Genomic DNA, 18237 nt, shown 5'->3' with positions numbered 1-18237 from the left:
GAGGCGCGAGTGTAGTAATGGACCCGTGACCCCCGACGCACCACGCCGCGACCACCGCCCCGCCGCGCACCCGCACGCCCGCGCCTGGAGCCGCATCGCGCGCGAGGTGATCGGCACGGCATACCCCTGGGCGCCGGGCCACGTCGTCCTCGGGCCGGGCGACACCGACGTCACGCCGTCGCGCCTGCACCCCGCCTTCCACGGCGCGCTCGACTGGCACTCGTGCGTGCACATGCAGTGGTCGCTGGTCACCCTCCTCACGAGGTATGCCGACGCGCTCGGCGAGACCGAGCGCGTCGCCGCCCGGTCGCTGCTGTCCGAGCGGCTCATCGAGGAGCACCTGGCGACCGAGGTCGACTACCTGCGGGCCCGACCCGGCTACGAGCGCCCCTACGGCTGGGCGTGGGCGGCGCAGCTGGCCGCCGCGGCAGACGCGGCGGTGGCGAGCGTCCCTGAGGCGGAGGGCTGGGCGAGGGCCCTGGCCCCGCTCGCGGACCTGCTCGCCGAGCGGGTGCTGGCGCACCTGCCGCGGCAGGGCTACCCCGTGCGCCACGGCAAGCACCAGAACGACGCCTTCGCGCTCCTGCTGCTGCGCGACGCCTACCGGCGCCTGGGGCGGGAGGACGTCGTGCGGGCGTGCGGGGAGGCGGCCGTCCGCTGGTTCGGCGAGGACGGGCCGGCCCCGACCGGGACCGAGCCGGGCGGCTCGGACTTCCTCTCCCCGGCGCTCACCGAGGCGCTGCTCATGACCGAGGTGCTCGGGCGGGCCGACGGTGCCGCCTGGCTGGGCCGCGTCCTGCCCGGGCTGGGCGAGGGGGCGCACGCCCACCTGCTCGAGGTGCCGCAGGTGCTCGACCCGACCGACGGCCAGGGCGCCCACCTGCTCGGGCTCGCGCTGTCGCGGGCGTGGGCGCTGCGGTCTCTGGCACCCTGGGTGCCGGAGCCCGCCGCCGACCGGCTGAGGCGGGCCGCCGGTGAGCAGGAGGGCGCGGTGCTGGTGCAGATCACCGACGGCGACTTCATGGCCACGCACTGGCTGGTGTCCTTCGCGCTCCTCGCCGACGGGGCGGGCCCGTGAGCCCGGCCCACGCCCCGCACCGTTGTGACGGCGGCTGGCCGTGAGCGACACCGCCCGCCGCGGCTGGACGGTCCGCCGCCGGTTGCTCGTGATGATGGTGAGTATGACGGCGCTGGTCATCGCCCTCACCGGGATGATCGCCTTCGCCGTGCAGTTCCGCTCCCTCGACGAACGCGTCCGGGCCGAGCTCGAGCAGGAGATCCAGGAGGTCACCGCGCTCGCCCGGTCGGGTCCGCAGCTGGACGACGAGCCGTTCACCGACGCCGACGCCCTCTTCTTCTCCTTCCTCGGGACCTCGATCGCCAGCCCCGACGAGGCGTTCCTGGCCCTCATCGACGGCCAGCCGGAGTACCAGAGCGTCGGCGAGCGCGACTTCGCGGTCGACCACCCCGACGTGCTCGCGCTCATCGACAGCACTCCGCTCGAGCCGGGCCGGGCGGTCATCGACACCGTCGACACGCAGGGCACCACGCTCACGGTGATCGTGGCCGACGTCCGGCTGCCGGAGGAGGAGCGGACGGGCACCTTCGTCGTCGCCATCGACTCGGGCACCTTGGCCGGGCAAGTGTGGCGCCGCGTCTGGACCTACGCCGGCGTCGGCCTGGTCTCGCTGCTGGTCGTCGGCGCGCTGGCCGACGTCGTCCTCGGCCGGCTGCTGCGCCCGCTGCGCGAGCTGCAGGACGCCACCGCCCAGATCAGCACCGAGGACCTGTCGCGACGGGTCGAGGTGTCGGGCGAGACCGACATCGTCGACCTGGCCCACCGTTTCAACGCCATGCTGGACCGCATCGAGGACGGGGTCCGGCTGCAGCGGCAGTTCCTCGACGACGCGGCCCACGAGCTGCGGACCCCGCTGACCATCCTGCGCGGCAACGCCGAGCTGCTCCGCCCGCAGGACCCCGAGGACGTCGCCGCGACGCGCACCCTCATGCTCGACGAGGTCGACCGCATGCAGCGGCTGGTCGACGACCTGCTCATGCTGGCCCGCGCGCAGCGGCAGGACTTCCTCCGGCCCGGCACCACGGACGTCACCGAGCTGGCCGTCGAGTGCATGGAGCGGATCACCGCCCTCGGCCCGCGGCAGTGGCAGCTCGCCGCGCACGCCGAGGGCGCGGTCGTCCTCGACCGGCAGCGGGTCATCCAGGCCGTGGTCCAGCTGGCGGCCAACGCGGTGAAGTTCAGCGACGAGGGGTCAGCGGTCGAGCTGGCGACGGACTGGGCGCAGGACGAGGACCCCCAGGTGTGGCGGGCCCAGGAGCTGGGTGCCCGACCTTCCTCCCGCTACCTGGTGCTGAGCGTCTCCGACCACGGCACCGGCATCCCCGAGAGCGAGCAGGAGCGGGTCTTCGAGCGCTTCGGCCGGGCCGAGTCCGCCACCCACGTCGACGGGAGCGGCCTGGGGCTGGCGATCGTCCAGGCCATCGCCGACGCGCACGGCGGTGCGGTCGGGGTGGAGTCGGTCGAGGGGCTGGGGTCGCGCTTCACCGTGTGGATCCCGGCCGGTGGCGCCGACGACCCGGCCCGGGGTCGGCCCCCGGCCGCGCGGGAGGAGCCGGTCCGCACCGCCGGGTAGCCTGCCCCTCATGGCGCACATCCTGATCGCGGAGGACGAGGAGGGGATCGCGCGGGTCGTCGACCGGGGGCTGCGGGCCGACGGCCACCGCACCACCGTCGTCACCGACGGGATCGCCGCCCTCGAGGCGGCCAGCGGCGGGCAGGTCGACCTCGTGGTGCTCGACGTGGGGCTGCCGAAGATGGACGGGTTCACCGTCCTGCGCATGCTGCGGACCATGGACGAGCCGGTGCCGGTCATCATGTGCACGGCCCGCGACTCGGTCGAGGACACGGTGCACGGTCTGGAGAGCGGGGCCGAGGACTACCTCGCCAAGCCCTTCCGGGTCGAGGAGCTGCGCGCCCGGGTCAAGCTCCGGCTGCGCCAGCACGCCGAGGCGCTGGCCGGCGGTCGCACGGAGGACGTCCTCGAGGTGGGTGGGGTGCGCCTGGACATCCCGGCCCGCACGGTGCACGTCGACGGCGAGCCGGTCGAGCTGTCCGCGCGGGAGTTCACCCTGGCCCGCGAGCTCATGGACCACGCGGGCCAGGTGCTGAGCCGGGACCAGCTGCTGGACCGGGTGTGGGGCTTCGAGGTCACCGGCAGCTCCAACGTCGTCGACGTCTACATCCGCTACCTGCGCGCCAAGGTCGGCGCCGAGCGCATCAGCACGGTCCGGGGGGTCGGCTACCGCTTCGAGCGCTGACGTCCCACCGACGCCGCGGGTCGCGGCGTCAGGGCTGGTCACCGTGCATGAGAGCCGTCTCATGGACGTGTCATCCACCCCTCATCCCGCCCGTGTTCACTCGTCTCCACGCACCGGCACCCGGTCGGGCGGGAGAGGACGACATGGACCACCGCACCAGCCACGTCCCCGGCAGCGGCGCGCCCCTGCGCGTGCTGTTCTACTCCCACGACTCCCAGGGGCTGGGCCACTTCCGGCGCAACCGGGCGCTCGCGCACACGCTCTCGCAGCGCCTGCCGGTGCTCACCGGGTGCCCGGTCACCGGGCTGCTCCTCAACGGTGTCGGCGGGGCCGCGGCCCGCAGCCTCCCGGCCGGCTTCGACGTCGTCACCCTCCCGGCGATCGGCAAGGCGGCCGGCCGGCGCGGCTACGGGCCCCGCCACCTCGACCTGGGGATGGACACCGTGCTGTCGGTGCGCGGGGAGATCGTGCGCGCCACCGGGCTCGCCTTCCGCCCCGACCTCGTCGTCGTCGACCGGCACGCCCTCGGCGTCGGCGGCGAGCTGCTCGCCGGACTGCAGGCCATGCGCCGGGAGCTGCCGCAGACCCGGTTCGTGCTGGGGCTGCGCGACGTCCTCGACGCCCCCGCGGCGGTGGAGTCGGAGTGGCGCCAGACCCCCGCTGACCTGGTGGCGCAGATCTACGACGAGATCTGGGTCTACGGCGACCCCGGCGTGCACGACCTGCGCCGCTCCGGCGAGCTGCCCCCCGAGCTCGGCCCGCTCGTGCGCTACCAGGGGTTCCTCGCCCACGGGCGGGCCGAGGAGCCGACCGACGTCGAGCCGGACCGGCCCTACCTCGTCACCACCGCCGGCGGGGGCAGCGACGGCACCCGGCTGTGCCTCGCGGCGGCCCGCGCCCGCGTCCCGGCCGGCCACCGGCACCTGCTCGTCACCGGCCCGCAGATGAGCGACGCCGACCACCGCAGCGTCGAGCGCGAGGCCGCCCGCGGCACGCGGGTGGTCCGCAGCGTGGACGACGCGGCCGGGCTCATCCGCCGGGCGGCGGCCTCGGTGTCCATGGCCGGCTACAACACCGTCGCCGAGACGCTGGCCACCGACGTCCCCGCCCTCCTCGTGCCGCGGGAGCGCCCGCGCACCGAGCAGCTCATCCGGGCCGAGGCGCTCGCCCGGGTCGGCGCCGCCGACCTGCTGCGCGAGCGCGACCTGACCGACACCGCCATCAGCCGCTGGTGGGGCCACGCCGTGGGGCGTCGCGTCGACCGTGGCGACCTCGACCTGGGCGGCCTGCGGACCGTGGCCACCTCCGCGGCCAGGCTGGTCCGCTCCTCACCGGCCTTCCCGGCCGCCCCGACGCCCACCGCCGCACCGGGCCTCACCGCCGCGCCGGGGCTGGCTCCCGACCCGGTGCTCACCGCCGACCCGGCCCTCTCGGTCCACCGTGCTCCCGCCCGCGAGGAAGGACTCCCCGTTGCCGTCTGACCGCACCGCCTACGTCCTCAAGGTCTACCCGCGCTTCTCCGAGACCTTCGTCGTCACCGAGATCCTGGCCCGCGAGGCCGCCGGCGACGACCTGGCCATCTACGCCCTGCGGCCGACCACCGACTCGCGCTTCCACCCCCAGCTCGCGCAGGTGCAGGCGCCGGTGACCCACCTGCCGCGGGCGCACAAGCTGTCCGCCGAGTGGGAGGTCTTCGCCCAGGCCCAGACCGAGCTGCCCGACTTCGGCGCCCGGCTCGGCGCGCTCATGCCGCTGCTGGTCCGTCTCGACCCCTCCGACGTGGCGCAGGGCGTCGACCTCGCGCTGCGGCTGCGGCGCGACGGCATCACGCGGGTGCACGTGCACTTCGCCAGCATGGCGTCCTGGTGCACCGCGATCGCGAGCGCGCTCACCGGCATACCCTTCACCGTCACCACGCACGCCAAGGACCTCTTCCACGAGGACGTCGACCGGGTGGTGCTGCGCGAGGTGCTCGCCCGCGCGTCCGCCGTCATCGCCATCAGCGACTACAACCGGCGCTTCCTCGTCGAGAAGGTCGACCCCGGGCTGGCCGACAAGGTCGCCCTCGTGCGCAACGGCCTGGAGCTGGGCCGCTTCGACTACCGCGACCCGCGGCCGGTCGGCGACACGCTCCGGGTGCTGGCCGTGGGGCGCATCGTCGAGAAGAAGGGCTTCGACCACCTGGTCGACGCCGTCGCCGCGCTGCGCTCGCAGGGGATGCCGCTCGAGGTCCGGGTCGTCGGCGAGGGCGAGCGGGCCGACGAGCTCGCGGCCCAGGTCCGCCGCACCGGGGTCGACGACGCCGTCACCCTGCTGGGGTCGCGCAGCCAGAGCGAGCTCGTCGCCGAGCTGGACCGGGCCGACGTCCTGGTCGCGCCGTGCGTGGTCGGCGCCGACGGCAACGCCGACGGGCTGCCCACCGTGCTGCTCGAGGCGATGGCCAGCGGGGTGCCGTGCGTGGCGACCGACGTCACCGGCATCCCCGAGGCCGTCCGCCCGGGTGACGACGCGGACCCCGCCACCGGGATCCTGCTGCCCAGCGACCCCGCCGGCCTCGCCGGTCGGGTCGCCGACGCGTTGCGCCGGGTCGCCGACCCCTCCTGGCCGCGGGTCGAGGTCGCCCGGGCCGCCCGCGCGCTCGTCGAGCGCGACTACGACACCACCACCCAGGCGGCACGCCTCGCCGCCGTGACGGCAGGAGCCACCCGATGACCCGCGTCGCCTACGTCTGCGCCGACCCCGGCATCCCCGTCTTCGGCACCAAGGGGGCCAGCGTCCACATCCAGGAGATCGTGCGCGCCTGGCGCCGGCGGGGCGCCGAGGTGGAGGTGTATGCCGTCCGCCTCGGCGACGCCGACCACGTCCCGGCCGACCTCGCCGACCTCGTCGTCCACCACGTGCCGGTCGGCCGCACCGGGTCGAGCACCGGTGCCGCCGACCCCGGTGCCGCCGCCCGGCGAGAGGTGGCCCAGCGGCAGGCCGCGGCGGAGATCGGCGCTCGGGTGGTGGCCGCCGCCCCGGACGTCGTCTACGAGCGCTACTCGCTCTTCTCCGGCGTGCTGCACCTCGCGAGGCGGGGTCTCGGTGCCCGGGTCCGGACGATCCTCGAGGTCAACGCCCCGCTCATCGACGAGCAGCAGCGGCACCGCGTCCTCGTCGACGAGGCCAGCAGCGTCGACGCCCTGCGAGCCCAGGTCGGTGCCGCCGACGTCGTCGCCTGCGTGAGCGAACGGGTCGCCGCGTGGGTGCGGGAGCGGACCGGTGCGGACGTCGCCGACGGAGACGGGGCCACGGGCGGTGCGCGCGTCGCCGACCTGGCCGGGACCACGAGCGGTGCCCGCGTCGTCGTCGTCCCCAACGGGGTCAACACCCGCCGGATCCGCGCCGTCACCCCCGACCTGGAGACCGACCCGGTCGTCGTCTTCGTCGGGACGCTCAAGCCCTGGCACGGCGTCGAGGACCTCCTGGAGGCGGCAGCGCTCGCCGGAGAGGCCTGGCGGCTGCGGATCGTCGGCGACGGGCCGCAGCGGGAGGCGGTCGAGCAGGCCGCCGCCCGGCACGGGCTGTCCGTCGAGCTCACCGGTGCGCTCGCGCCCGAGGACGTGCCGGCCGCGCTCGAGGGCGCCCTCGTCGCCGTCGCGCCCTACCCGGCCAGCGACGACCACTACTTCTCCCCGCTCAAGGTCTACGAGTACGGCGCCGCCGCCCTCCCCGTGGTCGCCTCCCGGATCGGCCAGATCCCGGCCGTGGTGCAGGACGGCGTCACCGGTCTGCTCGTGCCTCCGTCGGACCCGGCCGCGCTGGCGGCCGCCGTCGACGCGCTCGTCGCCGACCCGGCCGCCGCCCGCCGGATGGGAGCCGCCGCGCGCCGGCTCATGGAGCGCGAGCACTCGTGGGAGCACGTCCTCGACGCCACGCTCGCGCCGGTGACGTCGACCACGCGCCCGGCGTCCGGGCATACCTCCGCGGCTGTCTCGACCGAGCCCGTCTCGACCGGGACTGTCCCGACCGGGGCCGCCTCGTCCGCGGCCCCGGCGGCCGGGGGGCGCTGATGGCTGCGGACCCAGGGACGAGCGTGCCCGCCTCACCGCTGCGGCGGACCCTGGGGCTCGTGGTCCCGCACCTGGAGGGGCAGCGCGCGCTGCTGGCCGGCGGCGGGGTGCTGCTGCTGCTCGAGGTCGTCTTCCGGGTGCTGGAGCCCTGGCCGACCAAGCTCGTCATCGACGCCCTCACCCGCAGCCTGGGCGCGAACCTCGCCGAGCCGGGGCCCCAGGCCTCGGTGCAGCTCCTCGTCGCCTGCGGGCTCGGCACCATCGCCATCATCGGGATGCGCGCGGTGTGCAACTACGGCGCGACGGTGGCGTTCGCGCTGGGCGGGAGCCGGGTCGCGACGCGGCTGCGGGCGGCGGTCTTCGACCACGTCCAGGGCCTGTCGCGCAGCTACCACGGCCGGGCGCGCTCCGGTGACGTCGTGCAGCGGCTGGTGGCGGACGTGGGCCGGCTGCAGGAGGTCGCGGTCACCGCCGGCATGCCGCTCGTCGTCAACGTCTTCACCCTCGTGGCGATGCTCGGGGTGATGACGTGGCTGGACCCGGTGCTGGCGCTCATCGTGCTCGTCGCGATCCTCGTCTTCGTCCTCTTCTCCCGGATGTCGACGGGCAAGATCACCCACGCCTCGCGCAAGACCCGGCGCAGCGAGGGCGAGCTGGCCAACGTCGCCCAGGAGACGCTGACCGGGATGACGCACGTCCAGGCATACGGGATGGAGCGCGACCGTTCGAGCACCTTCCAGGGATCCAACAACCGCTCGCTCAAGGACGGCGTCGTCGCGCGGCGGCTCGCCGCGGCCCTCGAGCGACGCACCGACGTGCTGGTCGGCGTCGCGACCGCGGCCGTGCTGGTGCTGGGTGGGGCGCGGGTGCTGCAGGGCGCGATGACCCCCGGGGACATGGTCATCTTCCTGACCTACCTCAAGACGTCGATGAAGCCGCTGCGCGACCTGGCGAAGTACACCGGTCGCATCGCCCGCGCCAGCGCCTCTGGGGAGCGGGTGGCCGACCTCCTCGACGAGCGGCCGGACATCGTCTCCCCGACGGACCCGGTGCGGCTGGGGGTCGTCCGGGGCGCGGTGGAGCTGCGGGACGTGCACCTCGAGTTCGTGCCCGGTCTGCCCGTGCTGCGGGGGGTGGACCTGAGCATCGAGCCGGGCGAGCGGGTCGCGATCGTCGGCCCGTCCGGCTCGGGCAAGTCGACCGTGGCCGCGCTGCTGCTGCGCCTGCTCGACCCGGGCTCGGGCAGCGTGCACCTGGACGGCGTGGACCTGCGCGAGCTGGACCTGCGGGACCTCCGCGGCCAGGTCGCGCTGGTGCAGCAGGACGCGGTGCTCTTCACCGGGACGATCGAGGACAACATCCGCCAGGGGCGGCCCGAGGCCAGCGACCACCAGGTGCTGCGCGCGGCCCGGCTCGCCCGGGTGACGGAGTTCACCGACGAGTTCCCGGACGGGCTGCAGACGCAGGTCAGCGAGCGGGGGAGCAGCCTCTCCGGCGGGCAGCGCCAGCGGATCTCCCTGGCCCGCGCCTTCCTGCGCGACGCCCCGGTGCTGCTCCTCGACGAGCCGACCACCGGGCTGGACCCGGACAACGTGACGCTCGTGGGTGAGGCCATCAGGGAGCTGAGCCGCGGCCGCACGAGCGTGATGATCACCCACGACCTCGACGTCGCCCGCGGCGCCGACCGGGTCGTCGTGCTGGAGCAGGGGCGCGTGACCTGGACCGGGAGGCCCGAGGACGCGCCGCTCGACGGGGTGCTGGAGGAGAGCCATGGATGAGCGCAGCCTGCACGGCGACGGGCCCGAAACGGGAGCGCGGGGCGGAGCCGTCGCGCGCGGGTCGGTGGGGTGTGACGAGATGGTCCCGCACGGTGCGGCGGGACGTGGCGAGGAGGTCCCGCACGGTGCCGCGGGACCTGGCGGGATGGTCCCGCACGGTGCGGCGGGACGTGGCGAGGACCTCCCCCGGGGTGCGGCGGGGGTGGCCGCAAGGATCACGGAGGACGCGGGGACCAGAGAGGACGCAGGGACGACGGTGGACGCGAGGACCAGGGAGGACGACCGGCGCACCCCGGACCCCGTGCTGGAGCTGCTGCTCGACCCGGAGCGGCTCAGCGGGCTGCTGCGCACATCCGTGCGGGCGACGCGGGTCCGTCCCAAGCCAGGAGTGAGCCATACCGCGGCTCTCCTGGGTCCTGACGGCCGGGTCGTCGGCTGGGTGCAGGCCCTCATCGGGCCGGCTCGGCCCAAGGCGGCCAAGGCGCGGGCCCGGGCCGAGCGCTACGGGCACGGCGCCCTCATCGGCTCGCTGCCGCTGCCGCAGTGGGACGCCGAGCTCGTCTGGGGCGGCATCGCCACCGACCCGGAGCTGGGCAGCCCGCTGCGCCGCAGCGGACTCGACCTCGCGGCACCCGACCTGGTCCTGCTGCGGTACAACCCGCTGCGCAGGCTCGTCGTGCGCAGCGGCAGCCAGGTCGTGCGCGTCACCGCGCAGCCGCACGCCCGGCGGATGTCCGCGGTCGCCCGAGCACTCGCCGCGCAGGAGCTGCCCGTCGTGGCGCCGCTCGACCGGCATCAGGGCGGCCCAGCAGGTCAGGTGGACCCGGGTGTCGTCGAGGGGCAGGTCGACTCCGCCGCGGGTCAGGTGGACCCGGGTGTCGTCGAGGGGCAGGTCGACCCCGCCGAGGGTCAGGTCGACCCAGGCGCCGTCGAGGGCCGTGTGCGGGTGTCGAGGCGGGTGAGCGTGTGGCCATGGGTCGAGGGGACCGACCTCGCGCAGGCGGACGTCGCGTCCGCGCGGGCGGCCGGGGCGCTGGCCGCGAGGCTGCACCGGGCGTCGCTGCCGGGTCCGACCGCGACGACGACGGGCTCGACGGCACCGTCCGCCGGCGCGCCGGTGCCGCCGGAGCTGCTGGAGTCGCTGGAGCTGCCGGAGCGTGGCTGGGAGGACCTGCTGGCGGCCGCCCGCCGCTCGCTGACGCTGCTGCACGCCGTCGCCCCGGAGGTGGCGCACCCGGCACGGCTCGCCCTCGCCGGGCTGCCGGAGCGGGGCCCGGATGGAGACCCGACGACGACCGGCCACCGGGTGGGTGCCGAGGGGTCTGTTCGGGTGCTGCTCCACGGTGACCTGTCGCTGGACCAGTTCCTGCTCGGCGACGACGGGGTGGTGCGGCTGACCGACCTGGACCGGGCGTGCCTGGGGCCCGTCGAGCTGGACCTCGCCTCCGTGCGTGCCGCGCAGATCCTGCACGAGGTGCGGAGGCGCCACGAGAGCGGGGGCGCGGCCGACCCCGTCCAGGGTGACGGCGCGCCCGCGTGGGAGGCGTTCGTCGACGGCTACGGGTGGGCCCCGCTCTCCGGCGCCTGGGTGTCCGCCGCCCTGCTCGCGCGGGTGACGGAGCCCTGGCGCTCGCAGGCACCGGGCTGGCGGGAGCAGACCCGGGACGTGGGGCAGCTGGCACTCGACCACGTCACGGGGACGCTGCTCCCGGGAGGCCGGTGGATCGGTCGGAGCGACCCCGGCGGTGCCCTGGCCCGCCACCCGGACCCGGCCGGTCCCCCCGGCACGTCACCGGACAACGGCTCGTCACCGGGCAACGGCACGTCGCCTGACCCCGGCGGGTCGGCCGGCCCGACCACCTCTCGCCCGGCGTGGCGGGTGCCTCGTGAGATCCAGTCGCACACCGAGGTCGACGGCCCCGGTGGGGCACGGGTCACCGTCACCATCGGGCGGGCCTGGCCGGCAGGGGTCCGCGACGGTCGGGCCCGGGTGGCCGTCGAGGGTCTCGACGAGCGCGGCCGGCTGCGCGCCGGCACCCTCGGTACCGGGGGCGAGGTGACCCTCCTCCCGCACGGGGAGGACCCGCGGCTGCCTGCGCTCGCCGCGGAGGCCCGCACCGGCAGCCTGCTGGTGCACCGTGCGGGCAGGCGGGCGGTCGTCCACCGGGCGGACGGCTACCTCAAGGTCGTGCGACCGGGACGGGCCGAGGGGCTGGTCGAGGCGTCGGTGCGCGGTGCTGCCGTGGCGCGCGCAGCCGGCTTCGCGGCCGCCGACGTCCTCGACAGCACCGACGGGGCGGTCCTCACGACGACGCTGCACGGCATACCCGTGCAGCGGCTCGCGTCCGACGGGAGCTGGCCGGACGTCTGGGCCGCGTGGACCGCCGGGTGGGAGCGGTGGCAGCAGCTGCCGACGGTCGGGCTGACGGCGCACACCCCCGCGCACGAGGCGCAGGTGCTGCGGACGTGGGCGGAGCGGGTGGGGGCGCTCGACCTGCTCGCCGGGACCCCCTGGCCCGAGCGCTTGGCCCGGACCGCGCAGGAGCTGGACCGGTCGCCGCGCCTCGACCTGACGGTGGCCCACCGGGACCTGCACGACGGCCAGCTGCTGTGGGACGGCGAGCGGGTGGGGGTCGTCGACCTGGACACGGTATGCCGTGCCGAACCCGCCCTCGACCTCGCCAACCTCGCCGTCCACGCGGGACTGCGTCGCGCCCAGGGGATGTGGTCGGTGACCGCTGCCGAGCGGGTGGAGGAGGCGGTGGAGGAGGTCGCGCGGGAGTCCGGCGTGCCCGGACGCCGGCTCGAGCTGGCGCGCAGGGCGACCGTGGCGCGGTTGGCCGCCGTCTACTGCCTCCGACCCCGCTGGCGGGAGGTCGTGCTCGCGTGGGCCGATCAGCAGTGGGATGCCGATCCGCGCTGGTCCGCGTGACCCGGCGCCCGGGTGAGAGCCTTCTCATGAACTTCTCACCCGCATCTCCTCCGGGGCGGGCACACTGGTGGGCATGAAGATGGTGGCCTCCGTACTCGCCCTGGTGCTCATCGGTCTCACCGGTGGGTGGCTGTGGATCGATGCTGCGGCGGACGCGCAGGAGACCGAGGGCATCGTCGTCGCGGGAGCCCTCGAACCGGGGGAGGCTCTGCCGCCGAGCTCCCCCGGTGTCCAGGGCGTGACCGGTGGGCAGCTGCTGGGTGCGGTCCAGGAGGGGACGGGCCGGTTGTCCGAGGGCTTCGCCGAGGCGCGGGCCGCGGCGGAGCAGGAGGCGAAGGACAAGAAGGCCGCCGACAAGAAGGCCGCCGAGGAGAAGGCCGCGGCCGAGCGGAAGGCCGACGAGGAGGCCAGGGCGCAGCAGGAGGGCGAGGAGGCCGCCCGGGAGGCGGAGTCCCAGCAGGCGCCGGTGCAGCCGGCCCCCGCCCTGGTCCAGCCCGCCCCGGTCCAGCCCTCGCCGGTCATGTGCTGGGACGACGACGAGTGGGAGGAGTGCGATGACGACAACTCGGGTCATGGGAGCTCGCACGACGACGATGACGACTGGGACGACGACGGCGGGGACGACGACTGAGGTCCTCCCGCGCGGAGTGCCCGTCAGGACCGAGCGCGGGTATGAGGGCGCGGGCACCTAGCCTGGGGGAGTGGACCCTCGCCCTCCACCGACCGACCTGCCACGGCGCAGCCTGCTGACCGAGACGCTGCTCGTCCTGGGGGTGAGTCTCGGCGCCTCCGCCCTGTGGTCGGTCCTCAGCATCACGCGCAAGCTGACCGCGCCCGGTGGCCTGTCGGCGCAGACCACCAGCATGAACACCAGCGCGGCCCCCGACCAGCCGTGGATCGACCTCGCCTACCAGCTCGTCGGCATCGCGCTGGCGCTCGTGCCGGTCGTGCTCGCCCTCCACCTGCTGGGCCGTGACGTGGCCCGACCGTGGCGGCTGCTCGGTCTCGACCGCACCCGACCCGTCCGCGACCTCGCGCAGGGGACGATGCTCGCCGCGGTGATCGGCATACCCGGGCTCGGGCTCTATCTCCTGGCCCGCGAGCTCGGGGTCAACACGACGGTCGCCCCCGCCAACCTGCCGTCCGTGTGGTGGGCCGTCCCCGTGCTGGTCCTCGCCGCGATCCAGAACTCGGTGGTGGAGGAGGTCATCGCGGTCGGCTACCTCTTCACCCGGTGGGCGCAGGCGGGCTGGTCGACGTGGACCATCATCCTGACGTCGGCGGTGCTGCGGGGGAGCTACCACCTCTACCAGGGCTTCGGCGGGTTCGTCGGCAACGTCGCGATGGGGGTCATCCTCGGGTGGTTCTACACGCGCACCCGCAGGGTCATGCCGTTGGTCGTGGCGCACACGCTGCTCGACGTCGTCGCCTTCGTCGGGTATGCCGCTCTCGCCGGCCGGGTGGGCTGGCTCTGAGCCGGCGCACGTCCTCCCCCCGCGTCGAGCGGCATACCCTGGACCCATGACGCAGATCGTCCATCTCGCCGACCGGAGCCGTTGGGAAGCCCAGGACGGTGCCCGCTCGCTCGGCTACCTGTCCTACGAGCTGATCGACGGCGACGTCATCGACCTCCTGCACACCGTGGTCGACCCCGCTGCCCGCGGCCGGGGCCTCGGTGGTCGCCTGGTCGAGGAGGCCCTGCAGTATGCGCGCGCCGAGGGCCTGCACGTCCGTCCCACCTGCCCGTTCGTGCCGGACTACCTCGCGCGTCACCCCGAGCACGCCGACCTCGTCGAGGGGGCGGAGGGTGAGGGGGTCCCCACCGTGCCGATCCGGGACCAGAGCATCCGGCTGGGTCAGCTGCTCAAGCTGGCCGGTCTCGTGCCCGACGGCGCCATGGCGCGCATGGTCATCGAGAACGGCGAGGTCGAGGTCGACGGTGAGGTCGTCATGCGGCGGGGCACGCAGATCCGTCCGGGTCAGGTCGTGACCTATGCGGGCGAAGGGGTGTCGCCGGTCCACCAGCCCTGAATCCACCGTGGGTGTGGGCAGCCTGCTCATCGACCTGGGTCGACGGTGTCCACGGGCGTTGAAGGGTGGTGAGAGCCGGGGTGGGGCCTGGCCCTCGCCGCGTGGGCCGTCCACCGCCGTCTGCTCAGAAGGGTGGGGGGCCTTCGTCGCGGCGCAGGCGCTCCGCCGACCGACGGCGCCGATCCGGCGAAGTGCCGATCGCCTCATCGTCGGAGGGGTCGGCCCCACGATCGTGGGAGGGGTCAGCCACCTGGTCTGGAGAGGGGTCGCCCGCACGATCGTGGGAGGGGTCGGCCGCCCGGTCTGGAGAGGGGTGGGTCGCCCGGTCCTCAGGGGTCTGGGCGTCCGTGGGGTTCTGCGAGGCAGCCTGCGCCGCCGCGCGCTCGGCGAGGAGCGTCCCGCTCGGGCCGGAGCGGCGGATACCTCGCTCGTCGGTGTGGGTGAGGGACACGAAGCCCCAGCCTCCGAACCGGGTCTCGTCGGGTTCCACGGCGTCGTCGCCCGCCTGCAGTCCCTCACCCGCCGCCCGGAAGGCCAGAGCGAGGAGGATCTCCCGGTCGACCTGCGGCAGCCGGTCGGCCTCATCCCCGGTCGCCGCGCCGTGGACCCGGTCGAACGCCTCGGTGACGAGGTGGGCGTACTGGCGGTAGTCGTGCGACCGCGTTCGGTAGAGCCGACCCAGCAGGCTCGTCCACGTCATGTCCCGGTTCTCGTCCAGTGAGCTGTCCCAGGCCTTGAGGGTCTTGGGGTGGTGGTGCCCGACGTGCAGTGGCGCGAGGTTGGTCTCGGCCGTGATCCCTTCGGGGGATCCGTGCTCGACGACGTGGTCGAGCTGGCACGATGCCGCGGGCACCAGGCAGCCGGGTGCCCGGCAGGTGACGTCCGCGGCGAGGATCTGGGCCCGCATCGCCGCATCGGGGCGGTAGCGGTCGATCGAGCGCTCCACGCACCGACCGTCGGCCGGGTCGACGAGAAGCCGTTCCAGGACGGTCCCGGGGAGCAGCGCCAGGTCGTGGATCTGGTCGACCGAGAGGTAGGCGGAGTGCGCCCCGAGCACCTGGCCCACGGTCAACAGCTCGTTTGCCGGAGGGAGACCTGCCAGGGGTGGGGAAGGAGGTCCTGGCGCGGAGGCGTCTGGGGCGGGGTCGCCGGAGGGCGAGATGCTGGGGGTCGGGCTGGGGCCATCGGGCGGTGTGCTGCTGTGGGTCGGAGTGGGGTGACCCGCTGGTGTGCTGCTGCGGATCGGGGCGAGGCCGTCGGGCGGCGTGACGACGCTGGTCGGGGCGCGGTCCGACGGCGCACGCGTGACGGATGAGGCCGCCGAGGGGGTGAGTCCCGCGTGGACGGCCGCGTAGGGGACGACGACCTGGAGGGTGGCCGACGGCATACCGGACAGGATCTGCACGAGGTCTGGGGTCCAGTGCAACCCCGTGCCGCTCGTCGACTCCTGCGTGCCGGCTGCTCCGGGCGGTGTCGCCGCGTCCGGAGGCAGCACGGTGCCGTGCATCAAGAGAGCCAGACCGATGTCCGCGCGCAGCCGGGCCAGCGTGCGCTCGTCCCCGGAGGCCCGCGCGCGGCGCGCCGCCTGGTCGACGCGGTCGGCGATCGCCGTCGCCTGCAGGGCCGAGCCGAGCAGCGTCACGGTGCCCGTGCCGTTCTCGTCGATCGTGACGCCCAGGCTCCGGCTGGCCAGGGCTGCTTCCCGGGCCGCCCTGGCCGCGGCAAGATCGGTGCTCTGCAGCCGCGTCACCTCGCGGCGCAGAGCCGCGCGGAACTCCCGGTGGAACCACGGGGCCTCGCTGAGCGTGCCGTCGGGAGTCAGGCGCTCCGGGGCGCAGGTGTCGGCATCGGTCCCGAAGAGCACCTCGGCCACGTGCGCGGCCTCGTCGGCGGCGAGGGCGCCGCAGTCCCGCCAGAACGAGCGCGCCAGGCGCCAGGGAGCGGCACCGGTCGACATCGCCTCGATCACCGGCTGAGCTGCCGGCAGCGGGGCGGTCGCCAGACCGACCAGGTCCACGACCTCGCCGGACCCCCAGCCCGTGGCCGCCTCGATCTCGTGCCGCGACAACGCCTTGGCCCGGGCCCGCCAGCGGAGGCGCTGGGAGGTGCTGAGGTCCTCGAGGGAGCTGATGTCGCGCTCGGCGAGCAGGGACCGCCCGATCGCGGCGGTCTGGTGCCGGGCGGCCAGGACGAGGGCGGCGTCGAGACGTGCCGCCGTCTGCGTCAGACCCTCGATGACCGACAACAGGGCACGGGCGCGGGCGAGGTGGTCGTCGACCGCGCGTCCGGCGCGGGGGCCGGCCGGCCGAGCGGCGGACGAGGTGGACCCAGCCAGGGGGTCGACGGGCCCGGCGGGAGTGGTCGACCCGTCTGAGGGGCTGGCCGCCCAGGCGAGAGTGGTCGACCCGTCTGAGGGGCCGGCCGCCCCGGCCGAGATGGGAGTGACCGAGGCCGTGAGCGCCGTGCCGTCGACCATCCGCCTGGCGGTGACGGGGGAGACAGGTGCAGGGAGGGTGGCGGCCGCCTCGAGCGGGGACCCCGAGTCAACCGCTCCGACCGCGAGGGCCGCCTGCGCCACGGCGGCGACCGAGTCCGGGCTCATCCCGGTCATGCTCAGGGCGTGCCGCAGGAGCGAGTGCGCTCTCGCCTGGTCCGCTGGACTGACGGTCGCCACGACGCACCCCCTTCCCGAGCCGGCGCCACCCCCTGTGGCGCCTCCGCTGCCGATCTCCTCCCATCATAGAACATGTGTTCGAACATGAGCCGAGACACGCCGACCTGTGGATGACACGGGTCGAGCCTCGAGGAGATGTGGACGACGCGGTGCTGGCTCGGGACGCCACCACGGCTCCGCCCCGCAGGTGGCGCATCGCGCGCGGCGACGTGGCGGTCGACTCCACGACGGCCACGCCGGGCTTGCAGATCCTCGCGCAGGGTGATGGAGGTGCCGGCGAGCACAGGCTGGCGGTGAGCAGATACGGCCAGGTCTGGTGGTGGAGCCGCCTGCGAGGTGAGCCAGGCATGAGACGCCTGACCAGGTCTTGCAGGGTCGGTCCCCTCCGGCAGAACATAGGCCATGACACATGGACTGCGTGACCGCCTGATCCCCGGGCGCAGCGCCGCTCGCTCGACGAGCTCGCAGGTGACCTCCACCTCGACCACGGGGACACCGCCTCCAAGCAGTCCGCGTTCTGGACCCTGCTCTTCCTCTCCGGGGTGATCGCCACCGCCGGTGTCCTCGCGGACTCCGTGGCCACGGTGATCGGTGCCATGATCATCGCCCCGCTGTCGCAACCGATCATGAGCCTGGCGCTCGGTGTCATCGAGCGCCGGCGCACCAAGGCCCTGCTCTTCGTCGTGTCCGGGGTGGCCCTGGTGGTCGCGATCGGGTGGGTGGCCTCCCTCGTCCTGCCCACGTCCTTCGACATCGAGCACAACGACCAGATCATGGGACGCACGTCCCCGGGGCTGCTCGACCTCGTCGCCGCTGTCGCGACCGGGACGGCGGGCGCGGTCGCGCTGGCGCGCCGGGACATCGCGGCGGTGCTGCCCGGGGTCGCGATCTCCATCTCGCTGGTCCCGCCGCTGGCCGTGGCAGGCGTCTGCCTGGGTGAGGGGCACACGGCGCTGGCGCTGGGGGCGCTCCTGCTGTTCCTGTCCAACCTGGTCGCGCTGGTCCTCGCCGGCACGGTGGTCTTCAGCTTCTGCGGGTATGCCGTCGAGGGCCGCGAAGCAGCCGTGCGGGAAGGGCGGACCAAGTACGGCACGATGCGCAGGCCGGCGGCGGTGCTGGCGATCTCCGTGACCATGGTGAGCATCCCGCTGGTGCTCAACACCGCCATCACCGTCTACATGGCCAACCTCTCCCTGGACGCGAGGGCGGTCGCGGACGAGTGGATCGCCGCGGTCCCGGACTCCGAGGTGACCGACGTCAGCTGGAGGCACCTGGAGCTGCACGTCGAGGTCCGCACCCCCGACGAGGTCCCGGACACCGCCGACCTCGTCTCCCGCCTGGCCGACGTCATCCCCTTCGGCGTCCCGGTCGTGGTCGACACCTCGTTGGGTGAACGGATCGACGCCGGCACCGTGTCGGGCTGAACCGCACGAC

The 18237-nt window shown here is 74.7% G+C and carries 13 protein-coding genes; 12 read left to right on the top strand and 1 reads right to left on the bottom strand.

Going from position 1 to position 18237, the window contains the following annotated elements:
• Nucleotides 1-25 precede the first annotated feature (25 nt).
• From FHD63_RS13595 to FHD63_RS17060, 11 genes are all read left to right on the top strand, one after another.
• Nucleotides 26-1078, top strand: a complete 1053-nt coding sequence (locus FHD63_RS13595) for a DUF2891 family protein (RefSeq protein ID WP_158296783.1) — start codon at nt 26-28, stop codon at nt 1076-1078.
• A 40-nt stretch (nt 1079-1118) separates the two neighbouring features.
• A complete protein-coding gene (locus FHD63_RS13590) occupies nt 1119-2651 on the top strand; it encodes a sensor histidine kinase (protein ID WP_139722488.1) in 1533 nt (510 codons plus the stop codon).
• A 10-nt stretch (nt 2652-2661) separates the two neighbouring features.
• On the top strand, nt 2662-3336 hold the full coding sequence (locus FHD63_RS13585) for a response regulator transcription factor (RefSeq protein WP_139722487.1): 675 nt from the start codon (nt 2662-2664) through the stop codon (nt 3334-3336).
• Between the two features lie 143 nt (nt 3337-3479).
• Nucleotides 3480-4817 (top strand): glycosyltransferase family protein, encoded by a 1338-nt coding sequence (locus FHD63_RS13580; RefSeq protein WP_158296782.1) that lies wholly within the window; start codon nt 3480-3482, stop codon nt 4815-4817.
• On the top strand, nt 4807-6048 hold the full coding sequence (locus FHD63_RS13575) for a glycosyltransferase family 4 protein (RefSeq protein WP_139722485.1): 1242 nt from the start codon (nt 4807-4809) through the stop codon (nt 6046-6048). The genes FHD63_RS13580 and FHD63_RS13575 overlap by 11 nt, the downstream gene beginning before the upstream one ends.
• Complete coding sequence (locus FHD63_RS13570; RefSeq protein ID WP_139722484.1) at nt 6045-7388, top strand: glycosyltransferase family 4 protein; 1344 nt, start codon at nt 6045-6047, stop codon at nt 7386-7388. The genes FHD63_RS13575 and FHD63_RS13570 overlap by 4 nt, the downstream gene beginning before the upstream one ends.
• A 23-nt stretch (nt 7389-7411) precedes the next feature.
• Entirely contained in the window at nt 7412-9166 is a 1755-nt protein-coding gene (locus FHD63_RS13565) for an ABC transporter ATP-binding protein (protein ID WP_238705675.1), read from the top strand.
• 256 nt (nt 9167-9422) lie between these two features.
• The gene (locus FHD63_RS13560) at nt 9423-12098 is read left to right on the top strand and encodes a hypothetical protein (RefSeq protein WP_139722482.1); all 2676 of its coding nucleotides are present in this window, start codon (nt 9423-9425) and stop codon (nt 12096-12098) included.
• Between the two features lie 73 nt (nt 12099-12171).
• Nucleotides 12172-12729 (top strand): hypothetical protein, encoded by a 558-nt coding sequence (locus FHD63_RS13555; protein WP_139722481.1) that lies wholly within the window; start codon nt 12172-12174, stop codon nt 12727-12729.
• Between the two features lie 70 nt (nt 12730-12799).
• Complete coding sequence (locus FHD63_RS13550) at nt 12800-13573, top strand: CPBP family intramembrane glutamic endopeptidase (protein ID WP_139722480.1); 774 nt, start codon at nt 12800-12802, stop codon at nt 13571-13573.
• A 46-nt stretch (nt 13574-13619) separates the two neighbouring features.
• Complete coding sequence (locus tag FHD63_RS17060; protein WP_420853106.1) at nt 13620-14129, top strand: GNAT family N-acetyltransferase; 510 nt, start codon at nt 13620-13622, stop codon at nt 14127-14129.
• Between the two features lie 124 nt (nt 14130-14253).
• Here FHD63_RS17060 and FHD63_RS13540 read toward each other — a convergent pair whose 3' ends face one another.
• Nucleotides 14254-16731, bottom strand: coding sequence for an HNH endonuclease signature motif containing protein (locus FHD63_RS13540; RefSeq protein WP_139722479.1), 2478 nt, complete (start codon nt 16729-16731; stop codon nt 14254-14256).
• 614 nt (nt 16732-17345) lie between these two features.
• Here FHD63_RS13540 and FHD63_RS13535 point away from each other — a divergent pair.
• A complete protein-coding gene (locus FHD63_RS13535; protein WP_238705674.1) occupies nt 17346-18227 on the top strand; it encodes a DUF389 domain-containing protein in 882 nt (293 codons plus the stop codon).
• Nucleotides 18228-18237: the final 10 nt, after the last annotated feature.

This window comes from Serinicoccus chungangensis, assembly GCF_006337125.1.
Lineage (GTDB): Bacteria > Actinomycetota > Actinomycetes > Actinomycetales > Dermatophilaceae > Ornithinicoccus > Ornithinicoccus chungangensis.
This window is presented reverse-complemented; position numbering and strand designations above follow the sequence as displayed.